Source organism: Pseudorhodoferax sp. LjRoot39, assembly GCF_964253035.1.
In the GTDB taxonomy this organism is placed as follows: domain Bacteria; phylum Pseudomonadota; class Gammaproteobacteria; order Burkholderiales; family Burkholderiaceae_C; genus Pseudorhodoferax.
In genome coordinates this window covers 196591-220448 of the sequence record NZ_CAXUQL020000002.1, presented here as the reverse complement: position 1 = coordinate 220448, position 23858 = coordinate 196591, and the positions used below count along the sequence as shown (strand labels likewise).

Sequence of the window (23858 nt, the reverse complement as noted above, 5' to 3'; positions counted from 1 at the left end):
AGCGAGGCACGCGCCCTGTCCAGGTGCTTGTTCGGCGTACGATGTTCGTGGCCAGGGCCTGGCGAAGGCGCAGTGGTGGACTCTCCGTTTCGAAGTCTGGCCGCGCGCTGGGCGGCAGTCATTGTTTCAGGCGTACGCATGCCGCGACTTCACTGCGACACGAGCGGCTGCGGCTCTTCGAGCGCGCCGTTGCGCAGATCGACCTGCGAACCGAAGTAGCGATGGTTCGGCGCGTACACGCCCTTAAGCGATGGGACGAGATCCCAGAGCAGCAGATGCATCGCGTCGGAAGCGCGCGGATCGACCCAATGGACCGGCGCATTCGCGGTCGCTGCCTTGCGGAATGCCACTGCGCTGTGGATTGCGGTTTCGACGACGCTGACGCGGCCGCGCAGATCGAGAAAGGCCTCGCGGATGAGCCCGGACATGTCCCGGCTGTCGCGGGTGTTCTCCGTCCGGTTGATGAACGCGCGCATCGATGGGATCTTGAAGCCCATGTTCGATGCCGCCTCGAACCGATCGATCAACATCTTGGTGCCGGCCGCGAACTCGCGGGTGGACACGATGTCGGGCGTTGCGGGCGTGATCAAGATGTCGGCCGCATTGACGGCGGCGTCCTGAAGATGCCCCAGGGCCCCCTGCGTGTCGATGATGGCGAAGTCGTACCGGCTCCTGGTCACCTCCTGGTTCAGCGCCATGGAAATGCGCACGAGCCGGTCCAGGCGCTGGGCGAGCCAGTCCTGCAGCTTACCCTCGCGGGTATCCGACAGGACGATGTCGAGGGCCGGAGCCCGGCTCGTTTCACGCAGGCTGCGGAAGTCGCCGAATGGCAACTCGACGGTGGAGATGCACTCGGGCGACAGAAAGCCATCCGTGACCATCTTGGTCAGGCCGAACGGCGCCTGGCGCGCGAGAGGGAAGTATTGGGAGAGCGATGGCTGAACATCTGCGTCCACCAGCAGGACGCGATAGCCAAGGTCTCGAAGAAGCCCGCCGAGATTCGCCGAAACGGTGGTCTTTCCGACGCCCCCCTTGGAGGCGACGACCGTGAACGTCAGCATCAAAACTCCGTACGAATTTGGTTTCCAAATTGAACGAAGGTATCTGTTCCAAGCGCTTCTGACGTCCACAAAGCGAGCAGTTCAACCCGCCAGCACTGCGTGCAGCGTGTCACGAACTCACCATGCAAAGTCGCTGGACAGTCGAACGGCAATGCCTTCGCCAGCCCGCGCCCTGCGCCAGTTGCGCTTGGGACACATACCCTCACTGATCCGCGATGAGACTTTATTTCATTCATGCATTCTGTGTCAACTAATGTGTATGCATGTGTGCAACAGATCATTTCACGCGCAGAACCGGGTTGCTGGGTGGCACGGGCTGAACCCAGCGGCCGGGTTCTGTCAGCACGACTGCTGAGAGCCGGCTGACCACGGTGTCACCGCGGCCGATCACCTCGAAACTGACGATGTTGGTCCTGTTCGGCCCCGCGACGTGCAGATTGGCGCGGATGAGGTCGCGCTGCACCTGCATGGCGAACTCGTCCGCGGGCGCTCCATCTGGACCCTGGGCCTGGGCGTAGAGCTTGAAGATGAGCGGCGATACCAGTGCCATGCCCAGCGGCACGAAGTGCACCACGGCCCCGGTCTCGTTGTACTTGATGCTGCGGTCCACCAGCGAGGCCTGGACCCATTGCATGAAAGCCGCGGCTAAAGGGCCAGGCGCTGCGATGCTGGGCGCCGGTGCCCCCGGCACCGGCGGCAGCTTCGTCGGCAGCAGGACCGGCGCAGGCCCTGCTGGCTCATCGGCGATTGGGAATCGGCTCTGTTGGGCTGCAGACGGCGCCGCAGACGCAGAAGGTGGCGCACCCAACTGAAGGCTAGTCAGCATCAACCCTGCAAACGCGGGCTTCCTCGGCGCCTGAGGTGGCGAAGGCGGCGACGGTGGCGATGCTTCGGGTGCCGCCCTGTGCGAGGCAGCAAGCGTCTGCCGCGCGGGCGGCGCGCTGACGATTCGCGGTGCTGCGCCGCTCTGCATCTGCGCACGCTCGAGCTGCGCCGCGGCGCGCGCGGTGCGATGCCGTTGGACCTGGTCCGCCACGCTCTGCGCAGATTCGTCCGGGCTCAGCAGGTACTCGTCGTCCAAGTCCTCGAACACCTTGCGGCGAGGCGCAGCGCCCGGCTCGGCACCTGTGGCCGCACGCGCCGGCGGCGGATCGGCGGGCGTCGGGTCCGCCGGTGACGCAGCCTGCGGATTCTTGCGGCTTGGAAGCTTGCCCTTGAGAAAGGCTTGCGAGGTCGGCGACCGAACCAGGTCCTTCGCCGCGGCCGGCCTGGCACCTGGCGCAGCTTCGTGCTTCTTCCCGCCACCATCTGGCGCAGCTGTGGGAGCAGCCTGTGCATCTGCACCAGCATTGCCCCCGCGCTCCAGGTTGGACAGCGTGTCGGTCGCTGCACCAGACGAACCCGCTGGCCGCGCTGCATCAGGAAGGCGAGTCGCTGCAACATCCTCGGGCACATCGCCCGTTGCATCAGCTTCGGCATCGACGGCGTCCGAGGCTGCGCCACGCTTCTCGTTCACCTCGATGTGGCCCAGCATGGGGCTGGGGTAGTGTGCGGGGTCGCTGTACACCTTGTCCAGCGGGAACCGCAGCACGCTGAGGCAGTGGGTGTACGCGCCCTGCCCGCCCCGGTCGCCAACATCGGACTGTTGGGGCGCTGCGCCATGGACCGTCACGTACCAGATGGCCTGGCCAGACTGAGGACTGGCCACGATGCATCCGTACTCCTGCCAGGTGTCGAACAGCCGGTCGTTCTTGGCTTCGCCTGGGACAGCCTCGTCCGGGGCGGTCTTCTTGATCCAGTCGCGCGTGGCGTCGGCCAGACGCTTGGCAACGAACCAGATGGAACCGTCGAAGACCCAGCCTGCCGCACCTGTGCGATTGAGCGGCAGGGTCGTGCCCTGGCGCAGCAGGTCCTGCACTGCCTGCATCAGCAGGTCCACGAGCGGAACGGCCGAGGCGCTCGCAAAGCGCGCGCGGCTGCCGCTTTGCAGCGCGCGCCGGGTGGACGCCTTGTCGGCCTCGCGCACGATGCGCGCGACCAGGGAATCCTTGTCCTCGCCGGACAGGTAGCGGTTGAGGCACTCGAATGCGGCAGGTGTGCGCGCCAGGATGGCCAGGGCCGAGGCCGGTGCAATGTGCGGCAGCAGCAACATCGCGAGCTTGGAGTGCGCGCGGTAGTCGCGCAGCGCCTTGGGCGTGAACTCGACCAGGTACTCGACGCGGGCGCGGCCCTGGGTCACCTGCGTCAGGGCGCCCGATGTCGGATGCCAGCGCAGCGGATCGGCCATGTCCTTGCTGCGCCAGGACACGCGCAGGTCGGTCATGGGCTTGGCGATGTCGTGCAGCAGCGCGCAGTAGAAGACCACCAGCGTCCACTCGTCGCGCTGCGCGTCGATCTGTTCGATGGGGGCGCCCTCTGGCAGCATCCGACCGCTGCGCCATGCCAGCGCGGCCAGCAGCATCTCCAAGGTATGAGCCAGCAGTCCACCGGCGTGGGCGTGGTGGTGGGCTTCCGAGGCAGGCAGCAGCTGCGCGAACTCGGCGTAGCGCCGGATGGCGACAAGGCAGTCGCGCTCCCACGTCGCGTGGGAGAACCGCGTCTTGCGGTAGATCTCCTTCAAGGCCTTGTCGGCCTGGACCACGTCGAGCAGCTGGCCGGCATCGCACACGCGCAGCCAGCCCGGCGTGCTGCCAGCCAGTTCAGCCGGTGCAGGTCCCGCCGCCGGTTCCAAGGCTGCGGCTGGTGCAGCGGGCGTGGCGGGGGACGCGGTGGACGCACGCGGCAGAACGCTGGCCACCTGCTTGCGAACACGGCCGAACAGCGCCTGGCCCAGCTGCCTGAGCCTGCCCGCTGCATCAGCGGGGTGGTCTGCCATCGTATCTGCGGCCATGCGGGTGGACCTGTTGGTGCAGTGGCGAACCGGACATGAGCAGTGCACGGGTTGCCTTCAACTGCGCTGCATCAGCGCTCTCGCGGGTCCACACGTGCAGGCCCTCGTCCCGGTCGCCGCGTTCTTCGGTGCTGGGCACGATCTCCAGGAAGCTCATCCATGGCTGGGCCAGCGGGTGCCATGTCGTGCGCTCGCCCATCAGCTGCCCCCAATAGGCCGCGGCCCGGACGAACGACAGCTGCAGCAGGTCCTGCACGACCAGCTCGATCCGCGCATGCTTCTGCTCGGGGGACAGAGGGGCGGCCGATGCAGCCGCGGGGCACTGCATGGCGTGCTGCATCAGGACGTCGCGCGTGCAACAGGCCGGGTCATCCTCGTGGTGCAGGTGCTCCTCCAGGCCGTCGTAGCGGCCCAGCCAGGCCAGCAAGGTCGGAGCCCATTCAGGCACTTCGATCCGCTGCAGCAACAGCACGATGGCGTAGGGCGCGTGCGCATGGTCCAGCGGCTCGCGCCCGAAGCGCGGGTAGTCCTTCAGTGGCGCTGGTGGCTCCATCTGGGATTCCCATCGCGGTGTTGGCTGGGTGCTCATGTCGAGGGGCACTCTATGCACGGTCGCGGCGCGTGTCGCGCATGAGCCGTTGGAACGTTCGTGGACCTTCTCGCTTGCCCAGGCAGGCCATTTCTGATACCGCCTACAGGCCTGCTGCACAGCGACGAGGAGGCTGCCGGCTCGAAGCTGCGCCAGGGCTTGCTCGACGCCGTTGCGATCCACGTGTTGCCGCAGGGCCGGGCGCCCCGCGCCCGGCCCTGCGGCCCCGTATCCGCCCGTAGTTGCCTTCCCCCTACCCGTAAACCCTTTGCACCGACGACGAGTGTCGAGGAGTCGGTGCGCCCTTTGGATCGGGCCATTAACCCTGTAACCGTTTCATTGCCCGTCCGCCACGCCGCCCCGGCGTGGCCCGTTTGCCATTTCGCGCACCCGAGCTGTCTCGCGCTGCGCGTGCACGAGTACTGAAGTCCATGACCACCGTCAAGCGGAAACCGCGGGAAACGTCGCGGTGGGTTTTCGATTGAGGCCGACCCCTCGCCTCGGAACACTGCATGCACTGGCGGCGCTTTGGCGTCACTTTGCCCGGCTGGCTCCAACCGGCCGGGCCCTTTTCTACCAACGGGAGTTCGCATGGCGATCGGGCATGGTTTCAATGGATGGCGCGGCCTGGCCCTGGCCGCTGGCGTACTCGCATCCCAAGGCCTGCTCGCGCAGCAGCAACAGGGCGGCGCCGACACCCTGGTGCTCGGTCGCTACACCTCCGCGCAGGCCCAGCCGCCCGAAGACCTGGCCGAACCGCTGGCCGTGGTGGTGTCCATGACCTTTCCTCGCTCGACCGTGACCACGGTCGGCGATGCCCTGCGGCACGCCCTGATGCGCAGCGGCTACCGGCTTGCCATGGAGCAGCCGGGTGTGGCGGCCGAGTTCCTCGCCCTGCCCCTGCCCGAGTCGCAGCGGCAGCTCGGCGCCTACCGACTCATGGCCGTCCTGGAGACGCTGACCGGCCCGGCCTGGGACTGGCACAGCGACCGGTACCGGCGCACCGTCTGGTTCACCCAGCCAGCCGCCCCAGAACCGGTCGCCAATGTGCAGCCGACGCTGGACCAGGCCCAGGCGCTTGCCTCCGAGGGCCCTGCTGTGCAAGCCACCACCGAGTAGACGGCCATGCAGGACGACAGCATCACCAACGATCGCGGCGGCGCGCAGGACCAGTACGGCCAGGACGATCGCCAACGTGTCCTGCGCGCGCAGCAGGAAGCGCAAGAACGAGAGCAACTGGAGCAGGACGAAGCCGACGAGCGCGGTCGCCACCGTAGTCCTGGAGCACGCCCAGCTGCTGGCCACGTGCTCCCCCAGTCGGGGCCACGGGCAGCCACTGCGCCCGGGGCTCAGCAAGGCAGTCGTGGCCGGGTGTTCTTGCTTGGCATCGCGGTGGTTGCAGCACTGGCGTTCGCCGGCTGCAGGTACACCCGGAGCGCTGGCACTCCGAAAGCCGCAGCAGCTGCATCGGAATCGCCACTGACAGCGGGCCTTCCGCCCGTTGCAGACGAGGCGCCCCGCGTGGAGCCCGCCGGCCCTGCTCTGCCATCGGAGCCGACGGTAGCTGCGCAGCCAGTATCTGCTGAGGACGGCAATGTGCTGGGTCAGGTCCCCCCGGCTGGCCGGCCGCAGCGCACAGGTACCGAAGCGGAACCGAACACAGGTGGTGCGGGCCAGCCGCCCGAGACTGCTGGTGCCGATCCCGCGCTCCAGCAGCGCCTGCAGACCGTCGAGGCCTTGGTGCAGGAGCTTCGCGAGCAGCTGGCCCGTCTGGAGGGTCAGCAGTCCGCGTTCGCCGTCACGGCCGCCAGGCTGACGGCCCAGCGCTCGGCGCCCCGCGCGCGTCCTGCCCCCCGCCCCGTGGCCAGCGCCCCCGCGGCGCCCGAGCCCGCCGCGCCAAAGCTTACCGGCCGCCTTCTCGCAGTGGACAGCTGGGGTGGTGTGCCATCCGTGATCGTGGGCACAGGCCAGCCTGGCGACAAGCGCACCCGGGTGATGCGTCCTGGCGACTCGTACAACGGCATCTCGCTGTTGGAGGCCAGCCGCGCCCGCGGCGAAGCCACCTTCATGGCGGACGGCAAGCCGTTCAAGCTCACGCTCCAGGACGGCGAGTGATGGCCCTTCACACCCACGCTCTCACCCGCACCCGCGCCCGCTGGATCGTCCTGGCTGCCCTGGTCTCCACCAGCGTCCTGCACGCCCAGGTCCGCACGCAGACCGAGGTCGCCAACACCCAGGGGCGGGCCGCCACGCAGGCGAGCACGCAACTCGGGACGACCGACCGCATCGAGGCGGAGATCTGGGGCCTCTCGGACGAGGAGATGGCCCGCGCCAAGCTCCTGCTGCAGGGGCCGCGGGCCGCGTTCTCCGTGCCCGGCATCTCGCCCATCGAGGCCCTGGGCATCCATGCGCGCAACGACGCCGAGCGGCAGCGCTACGCGGAGATGTTCGCCAAGGCCTTCTATGCCGACGTACAGCGCACGATCGCCTTCGGCAACGCCTTCCAGACAGCCGTGTCCCGCCTCGCAGGCAGCACGCCCATGGTGGGCTACGAAGGGCTTGCGCGGGTCGCGGCGCCGACTGGCACGGCCGACATGGCCAATGTGCCGCGGACCCAGATCATCGAGCCCGGCAGCACGGGCACCTCATCGCGTGCGCGTTTCGCGCCATCGCTCGTGCAACCCGGCGCATCCGCGCTGACCGGCCCAGGTCGACAGCCGCGTTGACGATGGCTGGCGACACGCACGTCCCTGCTGATCGGCGCGCAGTGCTGCGCGGTGCCATCGCGCTCGGCGCCGCAGCGCTCGTAGGACGAGCGCATGCCGATCCCGCCCTGGCCTGGACGATCTACCCGCGCGAGCAGACCAGGCTGCTGCTGCCGAAGGCAGCGGCTTCCATGCTTCAAACGCCGACAACCTCCCGCCCGCCAGCACCGCGAGGAACTGCCACGCCGGCCCAACCGCCAGCAGCGTACGTGGACGCAGCGCATCGCCATGGCATCGAGCCCTGGCTCCTCTACGCGGTCGCGCTGCAAGAGTCGCAGATCAACTTCGGCCGCACAGCAGTGCCCTACCCATGGTCGCTGTGCGTGCGCGGTCGCGGCGAGCGGCACCTCGATGCCGGCCAGGCACGCAGTGCGATGCGTCGGCACCTCGCCGCGGGCATCACCAACGTCGACTGCGGTCCGATGCAGGTCAACTGGGGATGGCACCGCGACAAGCTTCTCACCGTGGAGCAGGCACTCGATCCCTACGCGAACCTGGATGTCGGTGCCGCCATCCTCGCGAGCCACTGGCGCACCACTGGGAACTGGCGCACCGCCATCGGCCTGTACCACACAGGTTCCATGGACACGTTCGAGCGGATCGAGCGCGCGGCGCGCTACGCCGCCTCGGTCACGAGACGTTTGGCGGCGCAGGGCCAGCGCCTCGATGTGATCGCGCGCGAGCATGCGGATGCGGGAGCATCGCGTGGTTGAAGTGCGCCGCACCGCCCAGCGGGTCATCCTGACCTCGTTGCTGTCCTATGTCGTGGCGTGCCACGCCGACATCACTGCGACCCAGTCGCTGGAGCAGATCTACGACAGCGGCCAGTCGGTTCCTGTTGCACCCTACATGACCGGCCTGGTGAACACCCAGCCCGATGGCGAAGGGAACGTGAAGCCCGGGCAGCGCTTCCCTATTCTCACGCGCCTGCGACAGGCTGCGCTTGCGCAGGAGATCCAGGTCCTCGATCCACGTTGGTTGACGCAGCCCATGGTGCTGATCGGCATCGACCGGCACTCGCTGGCCTGGCTGCTGATGCACCAGGACCAGCTGGCCGCCATGCATGCCAAGGTCCTGGTCGTGCAAGCCCTCGCGCCGCAGCACATCCGCATGGCGCAGGCCGTGGTGCCCAACCTCGAATTTCTGCCGCAGGAGGGGCCGTGGCTTGAGGCCCGCCTGCGCGAGGCCGGCGCCGGGGTCTACCCGCTGCTGATCGGCACGGACGGCGTGGCGCGCCAGATCCTGCCGCTCTCTGCGCCGACCCAGCAGGTCATGACGGAGGTCCGGCCGTGAGCGGCAACACCATCCTGGAAGCCAACCTGCGCCCGCCGATCGAGCTGTGGAGCACGACGGTCGCATGGTCCATTGCCCTGATCGCGTTGGTCGCACCCTGGGCGCTGATGATGCCGCCGCTGCTGGGCCTGGTCTGCGCGGCGCTGGCCATCGGTTTCGGCTCGCACCGGCTGCGCCAGGCGCTGCGCATCATGCGCTACCAGCGCGGCCTCAAATTCACGCGGATCACGCGTGTCGCACCGTCTCGCCTGCCGGTCGGCAAGGACCTGCTCTACCTGGGCCAGGGCTTCGAATGGACGCAGCAGAACACCCAGCGCAAGCTGGACGCCCAGCGCAAGGAGGCCGAGCCCTTCGTGCGGCCGACGCCGATGGAGCTGCGCCTCTCCGCACTCGGCACGAGCCTCATGTCCACCGTGGCGAAAGAAATCGCGGCCGCGGAGAACGCCGGCCTGCCCCTATCGCGCCAAGCCCAGTGGATGCGCTTCGCCACGGCCGTGGGCGGCCCGCTGAACCCGCTCTACCCGCACCTGGACCTGGGCGGCTCGCCCATCCTGCACGGCACGGGTGCGCTGGAGGAATGCCCCGTCGCGCTGCGCCAGACGGCGCGCGCCGGGCACCTGCTGGTCATGGGCACCACGCGGGTCGGCAAGACGCGCCTGCTGGAGCTGCTGTCCACGCAGGACATCCACGCCGGCCATGTCGTGATCGTGATCGACCCCAAGGGCGACTCGGAGCTGATGCTGCGGATGTACGCGGAAGCGCGCCGCGCCGGCCGCGAGGACCAGTTCTACCTGTTCCACCTCGGCTTTCCCGAGATCTCGGCCCGCTACAACGGCATCGGCAACTTCGCGCGCATCACCGAGGTGGCCGGCCGGGCCACCAACGCCCTGCCCTCCTCCGGCAACTCGGCCGCGTTCAAGGAGTTCTCGTGGCGGTTCACCAACCTGGTGGCGCAGGCCCAGGTCGCGCTCGGCCGCATTCCGACCTACACGACGCTGCTGCGCGACGTCACAGGGATCGAGCCCCTGTTCATGGAATACGCGCACATGGTGTTCCGCCTGCAGGCGGACCAAGGCCACTTCGCCAACTACAAGGAGCGGCTCGCAGCCATCGAGTCGCAGGTCCTGGCCAAGAAGATCCAGGTCGACCGTCCCATCCAGACGCGCACGGCGGACGTGGTGGCCATGATCCACTGGATCAAGGAGTCGCGCATCACGGACAACGTGCTGCACGGCCTGGTCGGCGCCGTGAGCTACGACCGCTCGTTCTACGAGAAGATCATCGCCAGCCTGGGCCCGTTCCTGGAGAAGCTCACCAGCGGCGCCGTGGGCGAGCTGATCAGCCCCGACTACTTCAACCCGGACGATGAGCGACCCATCTTCGACTGGATGAGCGTGATCCGCCAGGGCGGCATCGTCTACGTCGGCCTGGATGCGCTGTCCGACTCCGTCGTGTCCTCGGCCGTGGGCAACAGCATGCTGGCCGACCTGGTCAGCGTTGGCGGCAAGCTCTACAAGACCGGACTGGACCCGCACCGCGACGACGGGAAGCTGGTCCTGCCGACCATCTGCTGCCACTTCGACGAAGTGAACGAGATCGCCGGCCCCGAGTTCGTGCCCATGGTCAACAAGCTGGGCGGCTCGGGCTTCCGGATCACGGCCTACACGCAGTCGATGTTCGACATCGAGGCCAAGGTCGGCGACAAGGCCAAGGCCGGTCAGATTTTGGACAACTTCAACCACCTGGTGATGCTGCGCGTGCGCAGCGTGACCACGGCCAACCTGCTGGCCGAGCAGGTGCCGCAGGTCAACGTCCTGCACCTGACCCCGATGTCCGGTGTGACGGACACCGCGGCCCAGGGCACGGGTGTGGACTTCACGAGCCGCAACGACGACATCGTGACCACCACCAAGGTGCCGCTGATCGAGGCCGCGGACCTGCTGGAGCTGCCGCAGGGCCAGGCCTTCGCGCTGTTGGAGGGCAACCGCCGCTACAAGATCCGCATCCCGCTGGCGGACTCGACCAACGACCCGTTCGTGCCGGAGTCCTTGCGCAAGGTGGCCCAGGAGATGAAGCGCCGCTACCGCACCAGCGAGCGCTGGGCACAGGAAACCGACTGGCTCGGCGCGCATCCGCTGGGCGCTGGTGCAGCCGGTCTCATTGCCACCGACCTCGCCGATAGCCTGGACCAGGAAGACGCAGAGCCCGCGCCTGCACGCGATGAACCCGCCGACATGCTCAGCCAGGGCGCCGTGCTCGGCAACGTGATGGGGCACCGGGGATGAACGCTCCAGCCAACCGCGGCCCGGTCAAGCCACCAACGCGCGGCCCGGTGCTGCTGATGTTCGAGATCTGCATGGGCCTCGTGATGGTGGCCCTGTTCTCCTGGTTCGTCGGCATCGCGATCGAGGTCATCGGCATGCACATGATCTGGAAGGACGAGGGCGAAGCCCATGCCAAGCGCATCGTGGACCAGGACGTGGCCTACATCGCGGCCGCGCCGCGCAGCCTGCTCATCGACGACACGGCGGCGTTCTCCAGGAAGATCGTGCTGGAGGTCGAGGCGGTCTACCGCCGGGTGGGCATCCTCCGGTGGTATCTGCGCTACCACGGCCCCGACGTGCGCGAGGCCGTGGACAGAGGCACCGGCGGCAATCCCGGGAACGTCATGGCCCGGGGCCTGCGCAATGCCACCGTGCAGGTCAGCCGCACGGGCAGTCGCATCGCGCTGATCAGCATGTTCGTCGCGCAGGACGTGTTGCTGCGCATGTCGATCGCCATCTTCGCGATGCCCGCATTCGTGCTGGCTTGCCTGCTTGGTGCCATCGATGGCCTGGTGCGCCGCGACCTGCGGCGCTGGGGCGGGGGGCGCGAGTCCAGTTTCATCTACCACCACGCCAAGCGCTACACGCACTGGGCGCTGACCGGTGGCTTCGGTCTGTACCTGACCTGGCCCTTCGGCGGGTTCAACCCGGCCTACATGGTCCTGGTCTTCACGGTGCTGGTCGCCGCCTCGCTGTCCACGACCGTGGCCGCGTTCAAGAAGTACGTATGAAAGAGAAGGTTCGCATGTTCAAGATTCCCGGCGGCCAGCGCCCGTCACGCCCGGCCCTGCGCGTGGCCTGCTGCGCGCTCGCGCTGTCCGCCTGCAGCGCTGCCCTGGCCATTGAGGAGGACGTCGAGCGCGAGAACCTCGCGCGCATCGCCGACGAGATCGCGCACGTCAGGGCGCTCGTGGCCGCCGCAGCGGCCAAGGCGCCGACCGGCCAGCGCGTGAAGTTCCGCTACGACTGGCTGCAGCGCGATCTCCAACTGATCGAAGTGGGCATCCAGCAGCACGCGGACGCTCCACGCCAGCCGCGGCCTGTGCCTGCGTTGCGCGGGGACTACCGGCAGTGACGAGCGCGGTCATCGGCCATGAACAGCAACATCGCCAGCGGCTTCGCAGCCGGCGCGGGCTACCTGCCGTCGAGCCTGCGGGTTGCGATCACGACCATCCTCGGTGCGCTCGCCCTCGCCTTCGCGATGTGGCTGGTGGCCAAGGTGATGGAGGCCTACGGTACCAACGAGCAGGAGTCCGCAGATTCCATCCTCAGCCTGTTCTGCGTCGCGCTGATCGTCGTCCTGATCGTGGCGGTCCTGGGCTGGGCCTGAGCCGCATGGCCGCGTGCATACGTCCCTTCTGCCCGTGCCGTTTCCCTTTCGTCACGCGGTACCCGGTCCCTGCGCGGGTACTGCTGTGCGCACTGTCTTCTCCGGCATGCGCGTACGTTCCCGCAGGTTGTTCTTGGAGCTTCTCATGACAAGCAGGTTGAAATCCCTCGGCGCGCTGACCGCGCGCGCGTGCACGCGCATCCGCGAACGTGCCCACCACGCCGCCCTCGTCCCCTTCGTGGCACTGGCATGCCACCCGGCCTTCGCCGAGCTGCCCACGCTGGTGACACCCACCGAAGGCGTCAACGGCACCACGGTGCAGAACGGCGACATCATTGGCCAGATGGGGGCCATCTTCAAGGCCATCATCGGCATCGTGGTGCTCGTGATCGCCGGCTGGTTCTTCCTGCAGGCCATGATGGGCCTGATCGGCAAGTGGAAGGACTATTCCACGGGCCGCGCCCAGATCAGCGACATGAAGGAGTACTTCGGCATGGCCATGGTCTCCGGCGTGATCATCGTCGCGCTGGGGACCTACGCCATCTCGACGATGGGCTGATCGCGCCATGACCGACGAGTCCATCGCGCCCGACGCCACGCGTGCAGCAGTGCCGCTGACCGACCGTGTGAACGTGGAGCCGGCCATCCTCAACGGGATGACCTCCACGGAGGCCACCTGGATCGGCCTGGCGTCGATGCTCGCGTATGGCATGGCGATGGGCTTGCTGGTCGCCATCACGGGCCTGTGGCAGCTGCTGCTGGTCGCGTTGGTGGCGACCATCCTCACCCTGTGGTTCGCGTCGTTGCGGCTGCAGGCCATGAAGCGGGACCGACCCGATGGCTACTACGGCCATGCGATCCACCTGTGGATGGTCCAGCGCGGCATGCAGCGCGCCCGCTTCCTACAACACGAAGGCTATTGGAGCCTCGGCCGCTCTCTGCACCTGTCGTTGAGCAGCCCGCTCAAGCCTAAGTCTGAACTCCGGGCGCAGCCGTCCACACCGCACCCCACATCTTCATGAGCGAATACCTCAATGCGTTGGCCGCCCAACGCCGGCACAACGCCCACCTTCGTTGGGCGATAGGCATCGTGGCGATGTTTGGCGTCGCGGGTGTCTGGAAGGCCAGCGAAGTGCCCAAGAACATCAACGTGCATGTCCTTCCGGCGGTGAGCACGCCCAGCACGGTAAAGGTGTCGGACGGCGAGTCCGCGGTGCCTTCGGCCAATGTGTATGCGTTCGGCTACTACGTGTGGCAGCAGGTCAACCGCTGGGCCACGGACGGGGCAGCCGACTACGGCACCCAGATCTTCCGGGTGCAGAACTACGTCACACCGCGCTGCATCAGCCAGCTGACCTCGGACCTGCAGACGCGCCAGAAGGCCGGCGAGCTGCGGCAGCGCACCAGGCAGATGAGCGAGATTCCGGGCCTGGGCTACCAGGCCAACCGCGTCGTCGCCGACGACTCGGGCCAAGGCTGGACGGTGTTCCTCGACCTGCAGGTTCAGGAAACCTACCGCGGCCAGGCAGTCAAGGACGTGTTCATCCGCTACCCGATCCGGGTCGTGCGCTTCGACGTGGACCGGCAGCGCAACCACTGGCAGATGGCCATCGACTGCTACGGCAGCCAGCGCCCCGCGCGGCTGGACGAGGCCCAGATCCGCCAAGCCCCGGGTGCCAAGGCCGTGGAGCCCCACGTGCCGCCGATCCCCGCCTCGGTGGAGCCCCTGAACCTGCCGAACGCCACGCCGCTGGGCGAGGGCGAGGTTGGCACCCTGCTCAACAACTGAGGCCGCGCCATGTCGAAGACGAAGAAACACTGGGCCGCGCCAGCCCTGCTGGCCGCACTGGGGATGATGCTGCCATTGGCTGTAGGTGCGCAGCAGCTCAAGGAGCTGAGCCTCAACAGTGTGCCGCCCGACCTCGTGCAAGCGCAGCCAGCAGGCGAACAGCGCACTGCAAGCGTCGACCTCGGCGAAGAGATCCAGAACAGCGAGCAAGCCGCAGCTGGCCAGGCGAGGCCCGCCTCTCTTGCGCCCGCGCAAAGAGCCGCCCAGGCGGCACGCCGGCAAACGGCGGGCGCAGGGGAAGTCCGCCGGGTGGCCCGACTGGGAGGTGCAGGCGTCGAGCGCGCCGTGTTCCAGCGTGAGCCCGTGCGCGTGCAGCTGTCCGTGGGCAAGGAGCGCCTGATCACGCTGCCCGCGCCTGCGGCCCTGAACTTGCCGACCGACATGGACCAGGTGGCGCGCATCGAAACCATCGGCACGACCACCTACGTCACCGCGCTCGTGCCGTTCACGCCGATCCGCATCGTGGCCGAACTGATCGACACCGGCCAGCTGGTCCCCTTCGACTTCGTGGCCTCTCCCGGCGACAAGCTGCCCGAGCTGGAAGTCTCCGTGCTCGATCCACAGGCCGGCGCGGCGGCCGCAAGCGACGACGCCAAGAAGGACGAGGCACCGAGCGCGGACATGGTCCAGTTGACCCGCCACGCTGCTCGACAGCTGTACGCACCGCGCCGCCTGGCGTGGGCCACGCCAGGCGTCAACCAGGTCGCCGTGGCGACCGATCCTGTGCCGCGGCTGATCCGCGGGCTCAATGCGGACATGGTTCCCCTGGGGCAGTGGAAGTCCGGTCCGCTCTACGTGACAGCTGTCCGGATCACCAACCGCAGCAGCCTGCCCATCGAGATCCCGCTGGAACAGGTGCGCGGCCGCTGGGTCGCGGCCACGGCCCAGCACGGGCGCATCGGCGCCGCCGGGTCTGACACGGACACCACGGCGGTGTACCTGGTCTGCGACCGCTCCTTCGAATCCTGCCTGCAGTAAGGCCCGGAACGCGTACGCCATGGCCATCACCCGCAACAAGCTCATCCCCCTGCTCGGCATCGTGGCGGTCGCCATCGTGGGCACCATCGTCTGGAAGCAGATGACCAGCGGCGCGCAGAAGCCGGCAGCCGGTCCCATCATGCAGAGCGTGCCCAAGGCAGAGCTGCCGGCAACCAAGGGCGCCGACCGCGACACCCCGCAGGAGACGCTGAGCACCGTCGTCGCCAGCAACCGCGAGCTCCGAGAGACGGCGACGCAGCTGATCGAAGAGAACAAGGCCTTGCGCCGTGAGATGGAGAAGGACCGGAACCGCCCCGGTGGCCGACCCCAGGCGGTCGTCGACGGTCCAACGGCCTCGGCCGCCCTGCCGGCGCCCCAGGACCAGCAACAGCCTCCTCCCCCTGTGGGCACGATCGCACCCTCCGCGAAGCCCGAGCCCGGGGTTCTGGACGTGTTCTCCAAGGCCTTCGACCGTGCGTCCACCATGGCGGACCAGATCGGCGGCGGTCCCCGGCCGATCGCCGCGCCCAAGATGGGCGCAGGCCCGGGCCCCACACCCGGCACGCGTGCGGCGGGCGGTGCGCCGCGGCCGGGCGACGGCGTCGATCCGAACGAGCCAGTGCCGGATGGGAGTGTGGTCTACAAGGTGCGCCCGCCCATGGGCTATGCGCTGCACACGAGCCCTGCCCAGGGGCGCACCGGTGTCGCGACTTCCCAGTACGTCCGATTGAACGGCGTGGCAGGTGCTGGTGGCCAAGTTGGCGGTACGCCCGGCGGGACCGCCGCCCGCGCGGCACACGCAGCGCAGGACAAGCCGCAGACGGTGCCGTTCTACACCATCCCGGAGAACGCCACCCTGGCCGGCGTCGTGTCCATGACCAGCCTGATCGGCCGCGTGCCGATCGACGGCCGGGTGACCGACCCGATGCAGTGGAAGGCCGTGGTCGGCCGAGAAAACTTGGCTGCCAACGCCTTCGAGCTGCCCGACGACCTGGCCGGCATGATCGTGTCCGGGATCGCCATCGGCGACATGGCCCTGTCGTGCAGCGAAGGCAAGGTCCGCTCGCTCACGTTCGTCTTCAACGATGGGTCGATTCGCACCGTCTCGACGCGCCGCGGCGGCGGCTCGCAGGGCACGGTCCGCACGGGCACGAGCAGCGGTGGCAGCAGCACCGACCTGGGCTACATCAGCGACCTGCACGGCAACCCCTGTATCTCGGGCAAGTTCGTGACCAATGCGCCGGCCTACCTGACCGACATCGTGGGCATGAAGACGCTGGAGGTGGCAGGCCAGGCCTTCTCGGATGCCCAGCGCACGGTATCGCAGAACTCCAGCCTGGGCACGACGAGCTCGACGATCACCGGATCGGTCGGTAGCTACGCGCTGGGCCAGGCGGTGGCGGGTGCATCGGACGAGGTCAGCAAGTGGCTCCTGGCCCGGCTCAAGAACAGCTTCGACGCGGTCGTCACGCCGTCCGGCCAGCGCATGGTGATCCACCTTGACACCGAGATCCGCATCGACAAGGTGCCGGACGCACGCCTGCTGGTGCACCGCGCCCAGAACCCTTCCAGCATCACCTCCAGAGGAGCACGCCATGGCCTCGAATGATCCGAACACCGTCCATCGCCCGGCGATGCCTGCCCGCGCCCCGTTCTTTGGCGCGCTGGTCCTGGCTGGCCTACTGGCCGGCTGCTCGGTCAGCGGCCCGCGCGAATCCCCCATCAACGCGGTCACGAAGGGCAGCCCCACCGTCCTGGACGTCTACCGTGGCCAGGGCGAGATCGATGGCCAGAGCGCAGCCGCCGACCGGGCGTCTGCGCGCGACCGGCTGCTCAGCGCGTCCGCGCCGCGGCCGGTGCAGGTCGGCGACACCGACACGCAGCGCTATTGGTCCGCGCTGGAGCCGATGCGCAACCGCTTCGCGCGGGTGCCGAACCTGGACCTGGTGATGGTGGTGTTTCCGCACCTGGCGCGCGGGCAGTACCCAGTGCCGGGGTACGTGACCGTGTTCCCGATGTACGAGCAGGCCAACCTCTACGCCTTGCCCGGTGAGATCGAGTCGGAGCTGGTGCGCAGCCCGGTGCCGCCGCGCCCGGCGGCGAACAAGGACGGGAGCACCAAGTGAGCCTGCTCGACCTCCTGGGCGTACACCGCCTGCTGCCGAACGACCGCGATGCCGTTGGCATGGACAAGGCCCAGTCAGAAGCCGCCAATGAGCGCGCGGCGGCATCCAAGGATGCGCCGCAGGGCCAGCACCGAGGCGACAAGGGGACAGTCGGCCAGCGTCGCCGCATGGCCTTGCGCCCACCGTCCTTCACGGACCTCCTGCCCTACGTGGCGTACCGGCCGACCGACCGCATCTTCGTGCTCAAGGACGGGCAGTCCATGGGCGTCATGTTCGAGCTCGGCAGCATCCCGTCGGAGGCGCAGACGGACGCCCAGATGGCCGAGTACTGCTCCAAGGTGGCCGAGGTGCTGCAGGCCATCCCCGAGTCCATGGCCTCGCCCTGGATCGTGCAGTTCTTTGTGAACGACGACCGGAACATCGACCACCTGGGCGATGCCTGGCTCGACTACGTGAAGCACCAGCACCGGCATGACCCCAAGCGGCAGGAGGAGGTGCTCAACTCCGAGGTCACGCAGTCCTTCGTGGAGATGATGCGCGCGCACCTGAAGCAGGTCTCGACACCGGGCGGCCTGTTCCACGACCAGGAGGTGACCGACCAGCCCTGGCGCGGCCAGATCCGCCGCGTGCGCTGCTGCATCTACAAGCGGTTCGACGCGAAGGTGATCGACGACCCGCGGCCGGCGAACGAGCAGCTCGAAGCCCTGGCCGTGACCATGGAGTCCACCCTGGGCGAGGCAGGCGTCAAGGTCCGTCGCTGCACTGGCAAGGACCTCTACGAATGGCTGCTGCCGTTCTTCAACCGCGCGACCAAGTGGGCTCCCGACGCCACTTCGCTCCTGCGCCAGGCGCCCTACCCCGGCGATGCGCCGAGCGCGGGACAGGACGGCGCTCCGATCCTGGGCGCAGACCTAGCCGAGTTGCTCAACTTCTCCGAGCCCTACAGCGACCAGGAGCAGGGCCTGTTCGTGTTCGACGGCCATCCCGTGCGCGTGCTGACCTTGCAGAACCTGCATCGCCAGCCGTCCGTGGGCCACTTCTCTGCCGAACTCGAGAGCAGTGGCAAGCACTACGCGCGCTTCGACCGGATGCCGCCCGGCAGCATGCTGTCGTTCACCATCACGATCCGGCCCCAATTCCTAGTGGAGCGGCACGTCGAGAGCACCCGCATGGCCTCGCGTGCCAAGACGGCGGCGGCGATGGAGACCCATTCCGAGTGCGAGCGGGTGCTGCAGCGCATGCAGGTCGGCGACAAGCTCTTCCCGATGTTCGTGGCCCTGTACCTGGCGGCACCGGACATCCAGGAACTTGACAACGCCGTCGCCGCGGTCAATGCGCTGCTGGTCCCCACTGGCTTGCGCTTCATCGAGTCGCGCCAGGACCTGGTGCCGCTCGATGCGTTCATGCGCGCGCTGCCGTTCAACTTCGACGCGGCGTTCGACGAGCGCAACATGCGACGCTCGCGGCTGACCTTCACCACGCACATCGCGGCCCTGCTGCCGCTGTACGGCCGAGCGCGCGGGACGGGGCACCCAGGCATGTGGTTCTGGAACCGCGGCGGCGAGCCGGTCTGGGTGGATCCGCTGGACCCGCGCGACCGCAAGAAGAACGCGCACATGCTGGTGATGGGCCCGACGGGCGCGGGCAAGTCGGCCACGCTGAACTACCTGTGCCTGTCCACGATGGCGATCCACCGGCCGCGGATGGTCATCGTCGATGCGGGCAAGTCCTTCGCGCTGCTCATGCAGTACTGCAAGGCGATGGGCCTGAGCACCCACTTCGTGAACCTCAGCGGCAGTTCCAAGGTGTCGCTGCCGCCCTTCGTCTATGCCTTCCGGCTGCTGGACGACCCGGACGTGATGACGGCCTACAGCGCGATCGACGGTGTCGTGAACGGCGAGGCTGCCGCGGCAGCGCCTGCCATCGACGCGGACCTGGCCGGCCGGGCCAGCGACGACGAGGAAGACGAAGGCGACGAGAAGCGCGACTACCTGGGCGAGATGCTGATCTCGGCCATCATGATGATCACGGGTGGCGAGAAGAAGGAAGAGGACCGCATGTCGCGCGCGGACCGCTACCTGATCACGCGCTCCATCATCAAGGCGGCCCAGCGCGCCCGCACGGAGCTGCGCCGCCACCCGCTGGTCCAGGACGTCGCTCGCGAACTGATGGCCCTGCAGGGCGATGCTTCACTCTCCGAGGCGCGCCGCAACCGTGCTGAGGACATGGGCCAATCGATGATGGCCTTCACGCAGGGACTGCGCGGCACGCTCTTCAACCGGGAGGGTGAGGACTGGCCCGATGCCGACGTCACGCTCGTGGAGATGGGCACCTTGACCCGCGACGGCTACGCCGATGCCCTGGCCGTGGCCTACACCTCGCTGATCGACGCCGTGCAGTCGCGCGGCGAGGCCAAGCAGATGGAAGGCCGCCCGCTGGTGATGCTCACCGACGAGGCCCACCTGATCACCACGAACGATCTGCTGGGCCCGAAGGTGACGAAGGGCACCAAGATGTGGCGCAAGCTCAACATGTGGTTCTGGCTGGCCACGCAAAACCTGGACGACTTCCCGGACAGCATGTCGCGCGTGCTCTCCATGTGCGAGTTCTGGATGCTGCTGACGATGGACAAGAAGGAGACCGCCGAGGTCACCCGGTTCCGTCGCCTGACCTCCGAGCAGCAGCAGCTGATGGAGTCGGCGCGCAAGGCCAAGCACCAGTACACCGAGGGCGTGATGATCTCGGCGTCGGGGCAGTTCCTGTTTCGGAACGTCCCGCCGGCGCTGCCTCTGGCACTGGCGATGACCGAGGGCGACGAGAAGGCGCACCGCCGCCGCCTCATGGAGAAGCATGGCTGCGACGAGCTCCAGGCTGCGATGCTGGTCGCCGACGAGATCTCGCGCAATCGGGGGATCAATGTCTGACTCCTGGTCCCACGCCTCACCGGTGCGCGCCGGCATGGCGGCCACGATCCTGACTGCGGCCCTGGCCGCGGCGGTGGCAGCGCCTGCTGCTGCCCAGTCCACAGCGGCGCCCGTCAGGTCGGTCGAGGTATTCGTCAACTCGGCCATGGTGGTGGCACTGCCGCCTGCACCGCAGGGCTACCAGATCACGGTCCATCGGATGGACCAGCTGGACATCGCCACCAAGGCGGTCGACCAGATGATCCCGCGCGGCGGCGAGGCTGAAGCACGGCGCTGGCTCAAGAACAACGAGGCGCGCGTCAAGCGCGAGGTCACGCCCGCGGCGATCGCGACCGCAAACGCCATCAACCGGGCCAACTACTACCGGCTGGACCGCATTCCGGCGGTGGTGATCAACAACCGGACCGTGGTGTACGGCGTGACCGACGTGGCGGTGGCCTTGCAGCACTACCAGGCTTCCAGGGCGAGACGGCCATGAGCATCCCTGCAATGTCCAGCGCGCGCACCCAGCGCGAGAGATCGGCTGCTTCGCGCACCATGGTTGTGGCAACTGCCGCTGCGGCGCTCTTCACGCTGGCATCCGGCCCGGCGGTGGCCCAGCTGTCGAGCACGAACACGGCGGCCATCATGGGCGCGACGGTCTCAGCCATACCAAGTTGCCTAGCCTACCGCGTAACGGGTGTGTGCTTCTGGCTCAAGTGCACGATCTTCGGCTGCTCGGTGAAGACGTCGATCAGGGTGTCGCACTACATCCCCGACTTGGTGGTCAGCACCTATGGCGCGCCTGAGCAGCATCCGTGGGCCGACGTTGGCGTGCCCGTCGCCGGGATCATGACGGGGGTCGGATCGAGCTTCATGGGGTCGTTGCTCGACTCCTCTGGCGACACAGCGCGCGAGGCACAGGAGATCGCAACGTTCAAGAGCGCGGACGCGTTTGGCAACCCCGTCGGCGCGTTCATGGGCGGCGTCACGACCTGGGAGTACCCGGATGCGCAGGAGCTCATGAACTTCCCCAGCCAGGAACTGCCGCGGATCATGCAGATGTGGGCGTCGGTGCCGGTCAACCTCGCCAACGGCGTGCTGGAGGGCGCGCGCGCCACGGCGATGAACCCGTCCGCCATGCTGGGGGAACTGGCCAACATTCCGGGCATGCTGAGCGGGGCCATGGACTCGATCAGCAGCCTGGGCGGCATGCTCTCGTCGTCAACTGGCGACATGGGTGGCGGCACCGGCTCTGGAACTGGCGACGGCGGTGGCACCACGGGCGAGAGTGGCAGCGAGACGGGCGGCAGTACTGGCGGGGGAGGCGGTGGCGGGACAGGCAACCAGTCCTGGTCCGACATGATCAACAGCGCCATGACCGCCGGCGGCCGTGGCCTGTCCGAATACATCTGTCCCGGTGGCTCCGGGATGATGTCGCTGCAGTACCACTCTGAGCTAGATTCCCCGTTCTGGCGCGGCAAGATTCCGCTGGAACTGCTGTACCCGGGCAGCTGGGTCCCGGGCATCGACGAGGTGGGCAACAGCCTCATCAACACCTGGGGCGGCGAGTACCCGCGCATGGGCGAGCTGGTGCAGTCGCACCCGCGCAAGGCCTCGGCCGTGATGGCAAACCGTGTCGGCTCGATCGTTCGCCGCGCTGCCCAGCCGCACATCTACAAGAAGCTCTACGCCAAGGGCGGCAACTACCGCTACTTCGCGCAGATGGCCGATCCGAAGTGGCAGGCCGTCCACCCGATCGCTGAGCCCGGCTGCATGACCTTCGGTGCCAACGACTCGTTGGGCGTGGGCTCGTGGGGCGACTACAAGACCTCCGGCAACAACGGCTACGTCTGGAACCTCTGGCACCGCTACGAATGCTGCTCGAAAGCGGCTCCCATCTTTCTGTTCGCGGTGCCGTGATGCGCATGCCGATCCAACCATCTCGACCTGGTCTCCCTATGCAACGACCGATCCACATTGCCTTCGGCGCCGTGGCAGCGGCCCTGGCGATCGCCACCGCGCCGGCGGTGCACGCGCAGCCTGTGACCAACTCCTCCCTGTACTACCGGCTTGGTGGTGGCTCGCCGATGGGGGGCGCCGTGAACCGGGGCCAGACCTCGCTGCGGCTCGGCTTCGGCGTGAACCTGCGCACGAACTACTCCTGTGGCAAGTTCGACATCGGGCTGTCGTGGAGCAACGTCATGAACGGCCTGGGCAACCTGGGCTCCACGATCACAGGCGCGGTCCAGGCCGGCATTGCGGCGCTGCCGTTGTACATCCTTCAGCGCGCGCAGCCTGGGCTCTACCAGCTGTTCCAGAACTTTTCGCAGAAGGCGGACTTGATGGTGGCGAACGCGCTCAAGACCTGCGAAGAGATGGAGGCCATGATCAAGGACGGCCAGGACCCCTACGAAGACTGGGTCAAGATGGCCAAGGGGGACCTTTGGAAGATCAAGGCCCAGGCCAGCGGCGATGTGGTCCAGGCCAAGTACGATCTGAACAAGAGCGAAGAAGGCCAGAAGCGCGGCATCGGCTGGGTGCTCAAGACCCAGGCCGGCGGCATCAACACGCCCCCCATCCGGCCGATCCGCGACCTGTCCGTTGCGGGCTTCCTGGCGACGTTGAACCTGCCCACGGACACGCCGCCGAGCACCGGCTACACCAGCCATGCGGCGTACCGCGATTCGCGGCTGGTGCGCGCCTTCGGCACGCCCGAGGACATGGCGAGCTGGACCGCGTCGGTGCTGGGCGACAAGCAGATCTATCTGTGCACGCAGGACGCATCGTGCCCGACCGGGACCACCACCGATACTGCCACCGGCCTGGGCCCGAAGCTGGAGGCCGAGCTGACGACGATCAGCCCCATTCTTCAAGGCCTTGTGGCCGGTACCGAGGACATGGCCAAGGTCAAGGACCTCGGGACCGCGGGCTTTGGCGTCAGCCCGCAGCTGGTGGAGTCCCTGCGGGAGTTGCCGGCCCCCAGCCGGGCCATGGCGGTGGGCCGCATGGCCAGCGAGCTGGCCATGCACCGCGTTGTCGACAAGGCGCTCGTGGCCAGGTCGGTGCTCGTCACCGGGCTGTCGCTGCCCGAGGCCACGAAGGCGGGCAAGGTGCAGGAGGACGTGCAGGTGCAGATCGACAAGCTGACCCAGTACGTGAACGACCTGATGTTCGAGTACCGCATCCGCAAGGAGATGACGTCGGACACGGCCCTGGCCATCATGGGCGACCAGTTCTACCGGGACAGCCAGGGCACGCGCGTACGGGATGGCAAGGCCGCGGAGAAGAAGCCGCTGACCGATGGACGGGTGGTGCCATGAGGATGGGCGCCCAGAAGCAAAAGGAGACGGATGCCCCATCCAAGCTGGGGCGTCGTGTCGCCGCCGTGCTCCTTTGGGGCATCGTTGCCCTGTTGGTGGTCGTGGCGTGCACGGCCCTGATGTACGCATTGATGCAGCAGCCAGTGTCCCAGCTGGAAAGCGTGGTCGAGCGCGTGCGGCGCTGGAAACTGGCGAGCGTGGCGTTCCAGACATTGGTCTGCGTGGCCATCGTTGCTGCCTGGCCTTCCGTGGTCGTCTGGTGCCGGCGCAGGGCCGTCATCCAGGAGCACGAAGTGGTCCAAGTGATTGCCGCACGCTGGAAGGCGGCTGCACTGCTCGGCACCTACCTGTCGCTGGTGGCCATGGGGCCGGCCGAGATGTTCCGGCTGGCCGGATCGCTGTTCCAAGGCTAATGAGGAGCGCACAG

The 23858-nt window shown here is 67.8% G+C and carries 23 protein-coding genes; 20 read left to right on the top strand and 3 right to left on the bottom strand.

What is annotated here, in order from left to right; translation table 11 throughout:
- Positions 1-149: 149 nt before the first annotated feature.
- The 3 genes from ACSQ4M_RS36160 to ACSQ4M_RS36150 form a co-directional block, all read right to left on the bottom strand.
- Positions 150-1061 carry a ParA family protein gene (locus ACSQ4M_RS36160; RefSeq protein ID WP_436194334.1) on the bottom strand — a complete coding sequence of 304 codons (912 nt, stop codon included), beginning with the start codon at positions 1059-1061 and terminating at the stop codon, positions 150-152.
- A gap of 277 nt (positions 1062-1338) precedes the next feature.
- A complete protein-coding gene (mobH, locus tag ACSQ4M_RS36155) occupies positions 1339-3951 on the bottom strand; it encodes a MobH family relaxase (protein ID WP_436194333.1) in 2613 nt (870 codons plus the stop codon).
- A complete protein-coding gene (locus ACSQ4M_RS36150) occupies positions 3917-4504 on the bottom strand; it encodes a hypothetical protein (RefSeq protein WP_436194332.1) in 588 nt (195 codons plus the stop codon). Before ACSQ4M_RS36150 ends, mobH begins: the two co-directional genes overlap by 35 nt.
- A 627-nt stretch (positions 4505-5131) precedes the next feature.
- On the opposite strand from ACSQ4M_RS36150, the gene ACSQ4M_RS36145 reads away from it, so the two are divergent.
- The 20 genes from ACSQ4M_RS36145 to ACSQ4M_RS36050 all read left to right on the top strand — a co-directional run bounded on the left by ACSQ4M_RS36145 (position 5132) and on the right by ACSQ4M_RS36050 (position 23844).
- Positions 5132-5659, top strand: a complete 528-nt coding sequence (locus tag ACSQ4M_RS36145) for a hypothetical protein (RefSeq protein WP_436194331.1) — start codon at positions 5132-5134, stop codon at positions 5657-5659.
- 6 nt (positions 5660-5665) lie between these two features.
- Entirely contained in the window at positions 5666-6655 is a 990-nt protein-coding gene (locus tag ACSQ4M_RS36140; RefSeq protein ID WP_436194330.1) for a hypothetical protein, read from the top strand.
- Positions 6655-7266 carry a hypothetical protein gene (locus ACSQ4M_RS36135; protein ID WP_436194329.1) on the top strand — a complete coding sequence of 204 codons (612 nt, stop codon included), beginning with the start codon at positions 6655-6657 and terminating at the stop codon, positions 7264-7266. Before ACSQ4M_RS36140 ends, ACSQ4M_RS36135 begins: the two co-directional genes overlap by 1 nt.
- 2 nt (positions 7267-7268) lie before the next feature.
- Complete coding sequence (locus ACSQ4M_RS36130; RefSeq protein ID WP_436194328.1) at positions 7269-8018, top strand: transglycosylase SLT domain-containing protein; 750 nt, start codon at positions 7269-7271, stop codon at positions 8016-8018.
- Entirely contained in the window at positions 8011-8598 is a 588-nt protein-coding gene (locus ACSQ4M_RS36125) for a DUF2859 domain-containing protein (RefSeq protein WP_436194327.1), read from the top strand. The genes ACSQ4M_RS36130 and ACSQ4M_RS36125 overlap by 8 nt, the downstream gene beginning before the upstream one ends.
- Complete coding sequence (gene traD / locus ACSQ4M_RS36120; RefSeq protein WP_436194326.1) at positions 8595-10883, top strand: type IV conjugative transfer system coupling protein TraD; 2289 nt, start codon at positions 8595-8597, stop codon at positions 10881-10883. The genes ACSQ4M_RS36125 and traD overlap by 4 nt, the downstream gene beginning before the upstream one ends.
- Positions 10880-11653 (top strand): TIGR03747 family integrating conjugative element membrane protein, encoded by a 774-nt coding sequence (locus ACSQ4M_RS36115; protein WP_436194325.1) that lies wholly within the window; start codon positions 10880-10882, stop codon positions 11651-11653. The genes traD and ACSQ4M_RS36115 overlap by 4 nt, the downstream gene beginning before the upstream one ends.
- A gap of 14 nt (positions 11654-11667) precedes the next feature.
- Positions 11668-11997, top strand: coding sequence for an RAQPRD family integrative conjugative element protein (locus ACSQ4M_RS36110; protein WP_436194324.1), 330 nt, complete (start codon positions 11668-11670; stop codon positions 11995-11997).
- An 18-nt stretch (positions 11998-12015) separates the two neighbouring features.
- Positions 12016-12252 carry a DUF3262 family protein gene (locus ACSQ4M_RS36105; RefSeq protein WP_436194323.1) on the top strand — a complete coding sequence of 79 codons (237 nt, stop codon included), beginning with the start codon at positions 12016-12018 and terminating at the stop codon, positions 12250-12252.
- A 145-nt stretch (positions 12253-12397) separates the two neighbouring features.
- Positions 12398-12811: an integrating conjugative element membrane protein gene (locus ACSQ4M_RS36100; RefSeq protein WP_436194322.1), complete on the top strand. Its 414-nt coding sequence runs from the start codon at positions 12398-12400 to the stop codon at positions 12809-12811.
- Between the two features lie 7 nt (positions 12812-12818).
- Positions 12819-13274, top strand: coding sequence for a TIGR03750 family conjugal transfer protein (locus ACSQ4M_RS36095; RefSeq protein WP_436194321.1), 456 nt, complete (start codon positions 12819-12821; stop codon positions 13272-13274).
- Positions 13271-14041, top strand: coding sequence for a PFL_4703 family integrating conjugative element protein (locus tag ACSQ4M_RS36090; RefSeq protein ID WP_436194320.1), 771 nt, complete (start codon positions 13271-13273; stop codon positions 14039-14041). Before ACSQ4M_RS36095 ends, ACSQ4M_RS36090 begins: the two co-directional genes overlap by 4 nt.
- 9 nt (positions 14042-14050) lie before the next feature.
- Entirely contained in the window at positions 14051-15079 is a 1029-nt protein-coding gene (locus tag ACSQ4M_RS36085) for a TIGR03749 family integrating conjugative element protein (RefSeq protein WP_436194319.1), read from the top strand.
- A gap of 19 nt (positions 15080-15098) precedes the next feature.
- Positions 15099-16688, top strand: a complete 1590-nt coding sequence (locus ACSQ4M_RS36080; protein WP_436194318.1) for a TIGR03752 family integrating conjugative element protein — start codon at positions 15099-15101, stop codon at positions 16686-16688.
- Positions 16675-17205, top strand: a complete 531-nt coding sequence (locus tag ACSQ4M_RS36075; protein WP_436194317.1) for a TIGR03751 family conjugal transfer lipoprotein — start codon at positions 16675-16677, stop codon at positions 17203-17205. Before ACSQ4M_RS36080 ends, ACSQ4M_RS36075 begins: the two co-directional genes overlap by 14 nt.
- Positions 17202-20129, top strand: coding sequence for a conjugative transfer ATPase (locus ACSQ4M_RS36070; protein WP_436194316.1), 2928 nt, complete (start codon positions 17202-17204; stop codon positions 20127-20129). The genes ACSQ4M_RS36075 and ACSQ4M_RS36070 overlap by 4 nt, the downstream gene beginning before the upstream one ends.
- The gene (locus ACSQ4M_RS36065) at positions 20122-20607 is read left to right on the top strand and encodes a DUF1525 domain-containing protein (protein WP_436194315.1); all 486 of its coding nucleotides are present in this window, start codon (positions 20122-20124) and stop codon (positions 20605-20607) included. The genes ACSQ4M_RS36070 and ACSQ4M_RS36065 overlap by 8 nt, the downstream gene beginning before the upstream one ends.
- Positions 20604-22031, top strand: a complete 1428-nt coding sequence (locus tag ACSQ4M_RS36060) for a TraU family protein (RefSeq protein ID WP_436194314.1) — start codon at positions 20604-20606, stop codon at positions 22029-22031. The genes ACSQ4M_RS36065 and ACSQ4M_RS36060 overlap by 4 nt, the downstream gene beginning before the upstream one ends.
- Positions 22032-22069: 38 nt before the next feature.
- The gene (locus ACSQ4M_RS36055) at positions 22070-23431 is read left to right on the top strand and encodes an integrating conjugative element protein (protein WP_436194313.1); all 1362 of its coding nucleotides are present in this window, start codon (positions 22070-22072) and stop codon (positions 23429-23431) included.
- Positions 23428-23844 (top strand): hypothetical protein, encoded by a 417-nt coding sequence (locus ACSQ4M_RS36050; protein ID WP_436194312.1) that lies wholly within the window; start codon positions 23428-23430, stop codon positions 23842-23844. The genes ACSQ4M_RS36055 and ACSQ4M_RS36050 overlap by 4 nt, the downstream gene beginning before the upstream one ends.
- Positions 23845-23858 lie beyond the last annotated feature (14 nt).

Excerpts from the sequence above, each read along its gene's own strand:
- ACSQ4M_RS36105 (WP_436194323.1), top strand. The coding sequence starts at position 12,016 with ATGAACAGCAACATCGCCAGCGGCTTCGCAGCCGGCGCGGGCTACCTG.
- ACSQ4M_RS36075 (WP_436194317.1), top strand. The coding sequence starts at position 16,675 with ATGGCCTCGAATGATCCGAACACCGTCCATCGCCCGGCGATGCCTGCC.
- ACSQ4M_RS36065 (WP_436194315.1), top strand. The coding sequence starts at position 20,122 with ATGTCTGACTCCTGGTCCCACGCCTCACCGGTGCGCGCCGGCATGGCG.
- ACSQ4M_RS36140 (WP_436194330.1), top strand. The coding sequence starts at position 5,666 with ATGCAGGACGACAGCATCACCAACGATCGCGGCGGCGCGCAGGACCAG.
- ACSQ4M_RS36115 (WP_436194325.1), top strand. The coding sequence starts at position 10,880 with ATGAACGCTCCAGCCAACCGCGGCCCGGTCAAGCCACCAACGCGCGGC.
- ACSQ4M_RS36095 (WP_436194321.1), top strand. The coding sequence starts at position 12,819 with ATGACCGACGAGTCCATCGCGCCCGACGCCACGCGTGCAGCAGTGCCG.
- ACSQ4M_RS36050 (WP_436194312.1), top strand. The coding sequence starts at position 23,428 with ATGAGGATGGGCGCCCAGAAGCAAAAGGAGACGGATGCCCCATCCAAG.
- ACSQ4M_RS36130 (WP_436194328.1), top strand. The coding sequence starts at position 7,269 with ATGGCTGGCGACACGCACGTCCCTGCTGATCGGCGCGCAGTGCTGCGC.
- ACSQ4M_RS36145 (WP_436194331.1), top strand. The coding sequence starts at position 5,132 with ATGGCGATCGGGCATGGTTTCAATGGATGGCGCGGCCTGGCCCTGGCC.
- ACSQ4M_RS36110 (WP_436194324.1), top strand. The coding sequence starts at position 11,668 with ATGTTCAAGATTCCCGGCGGCCAGCGCCCGTCACGCCCGGCCCTGCGC.
- ACSQ4M_RS36135 (WP_436194329.1), top strand. The coding sequence starts at position 6,655 with ATGGCCCTTCACACCCACGCTCTCACCCGCACCCGCGCCCGCTGGATC.
- mobH (WP_436194333.1), bottom strand. The coding sequence starts at position 3,951 with ATGGCCGCAGATACGATGGCAGACCACCCCGCTGATGCAGCGGGCAGG.
- ACSQ4M_RS36055 (WP_436194313.1), top strand. The coding sequence starts at position 22,070 with ATGCAACGACCGATCCACATTGCCTTCGGCGCCGTGGCAGCGGCCCTG.
- ACSQ4M_RS36100 (WP_436194322.1), top strand. The coding sequence starts at position 12,398 with ATGACAAGCAGGTTGAAATCCCTCGGCGCGCTGACCGCGCGCGCGTGC.
- ACSQ4M_RS36060 (WP_436194314.1), top strand. The coding sequence starts at position 20,604 with ATGAGCATCCCTGCAATGTCCAGCGCGCGCACCCAGCGCGAGAGATCG.
- ACSQ4M_RS36085 (WP_436194319.1), top strand. The coding sequence starts at position 14,051 with ATGTCGAAGACGAAGAAACACTGGGCCGCGCCAGCCCTGCTGGCCGCA.
- ACSQ4M_RS36080 (WP_436194318.1), top strand. The coding sequence starts at position 15,099 with ATGGCCATCACCCGCAACAAGCTCATCCCCCTGCTCGGCATCGTGGCG.
- ACSQ4M_RS36160 (WP_436194334.1), bottom strand. The coding sequence starts at position 1,061 with ATGCTGACGTTCACGGTCGTCGCCTCCAAGGGGGGCGTCGGAAAGACC.
- ACSQ4M_RS36090 (WP_436194320.1), top strand. The coding sequence starts at position 13,271 with ATGAGCGAATACCTCAATGCGTTGGCCGCCCAACGCCGGCACAACGCC.
- ACSQ4M_RS36150 (WP_436194332.1), bottom strand. The coding sequence starts at position 4,504 with ATGGAGCCACCAGCGCCACTGAAGGACTACCCGCGCTTCGGGCGCGAG.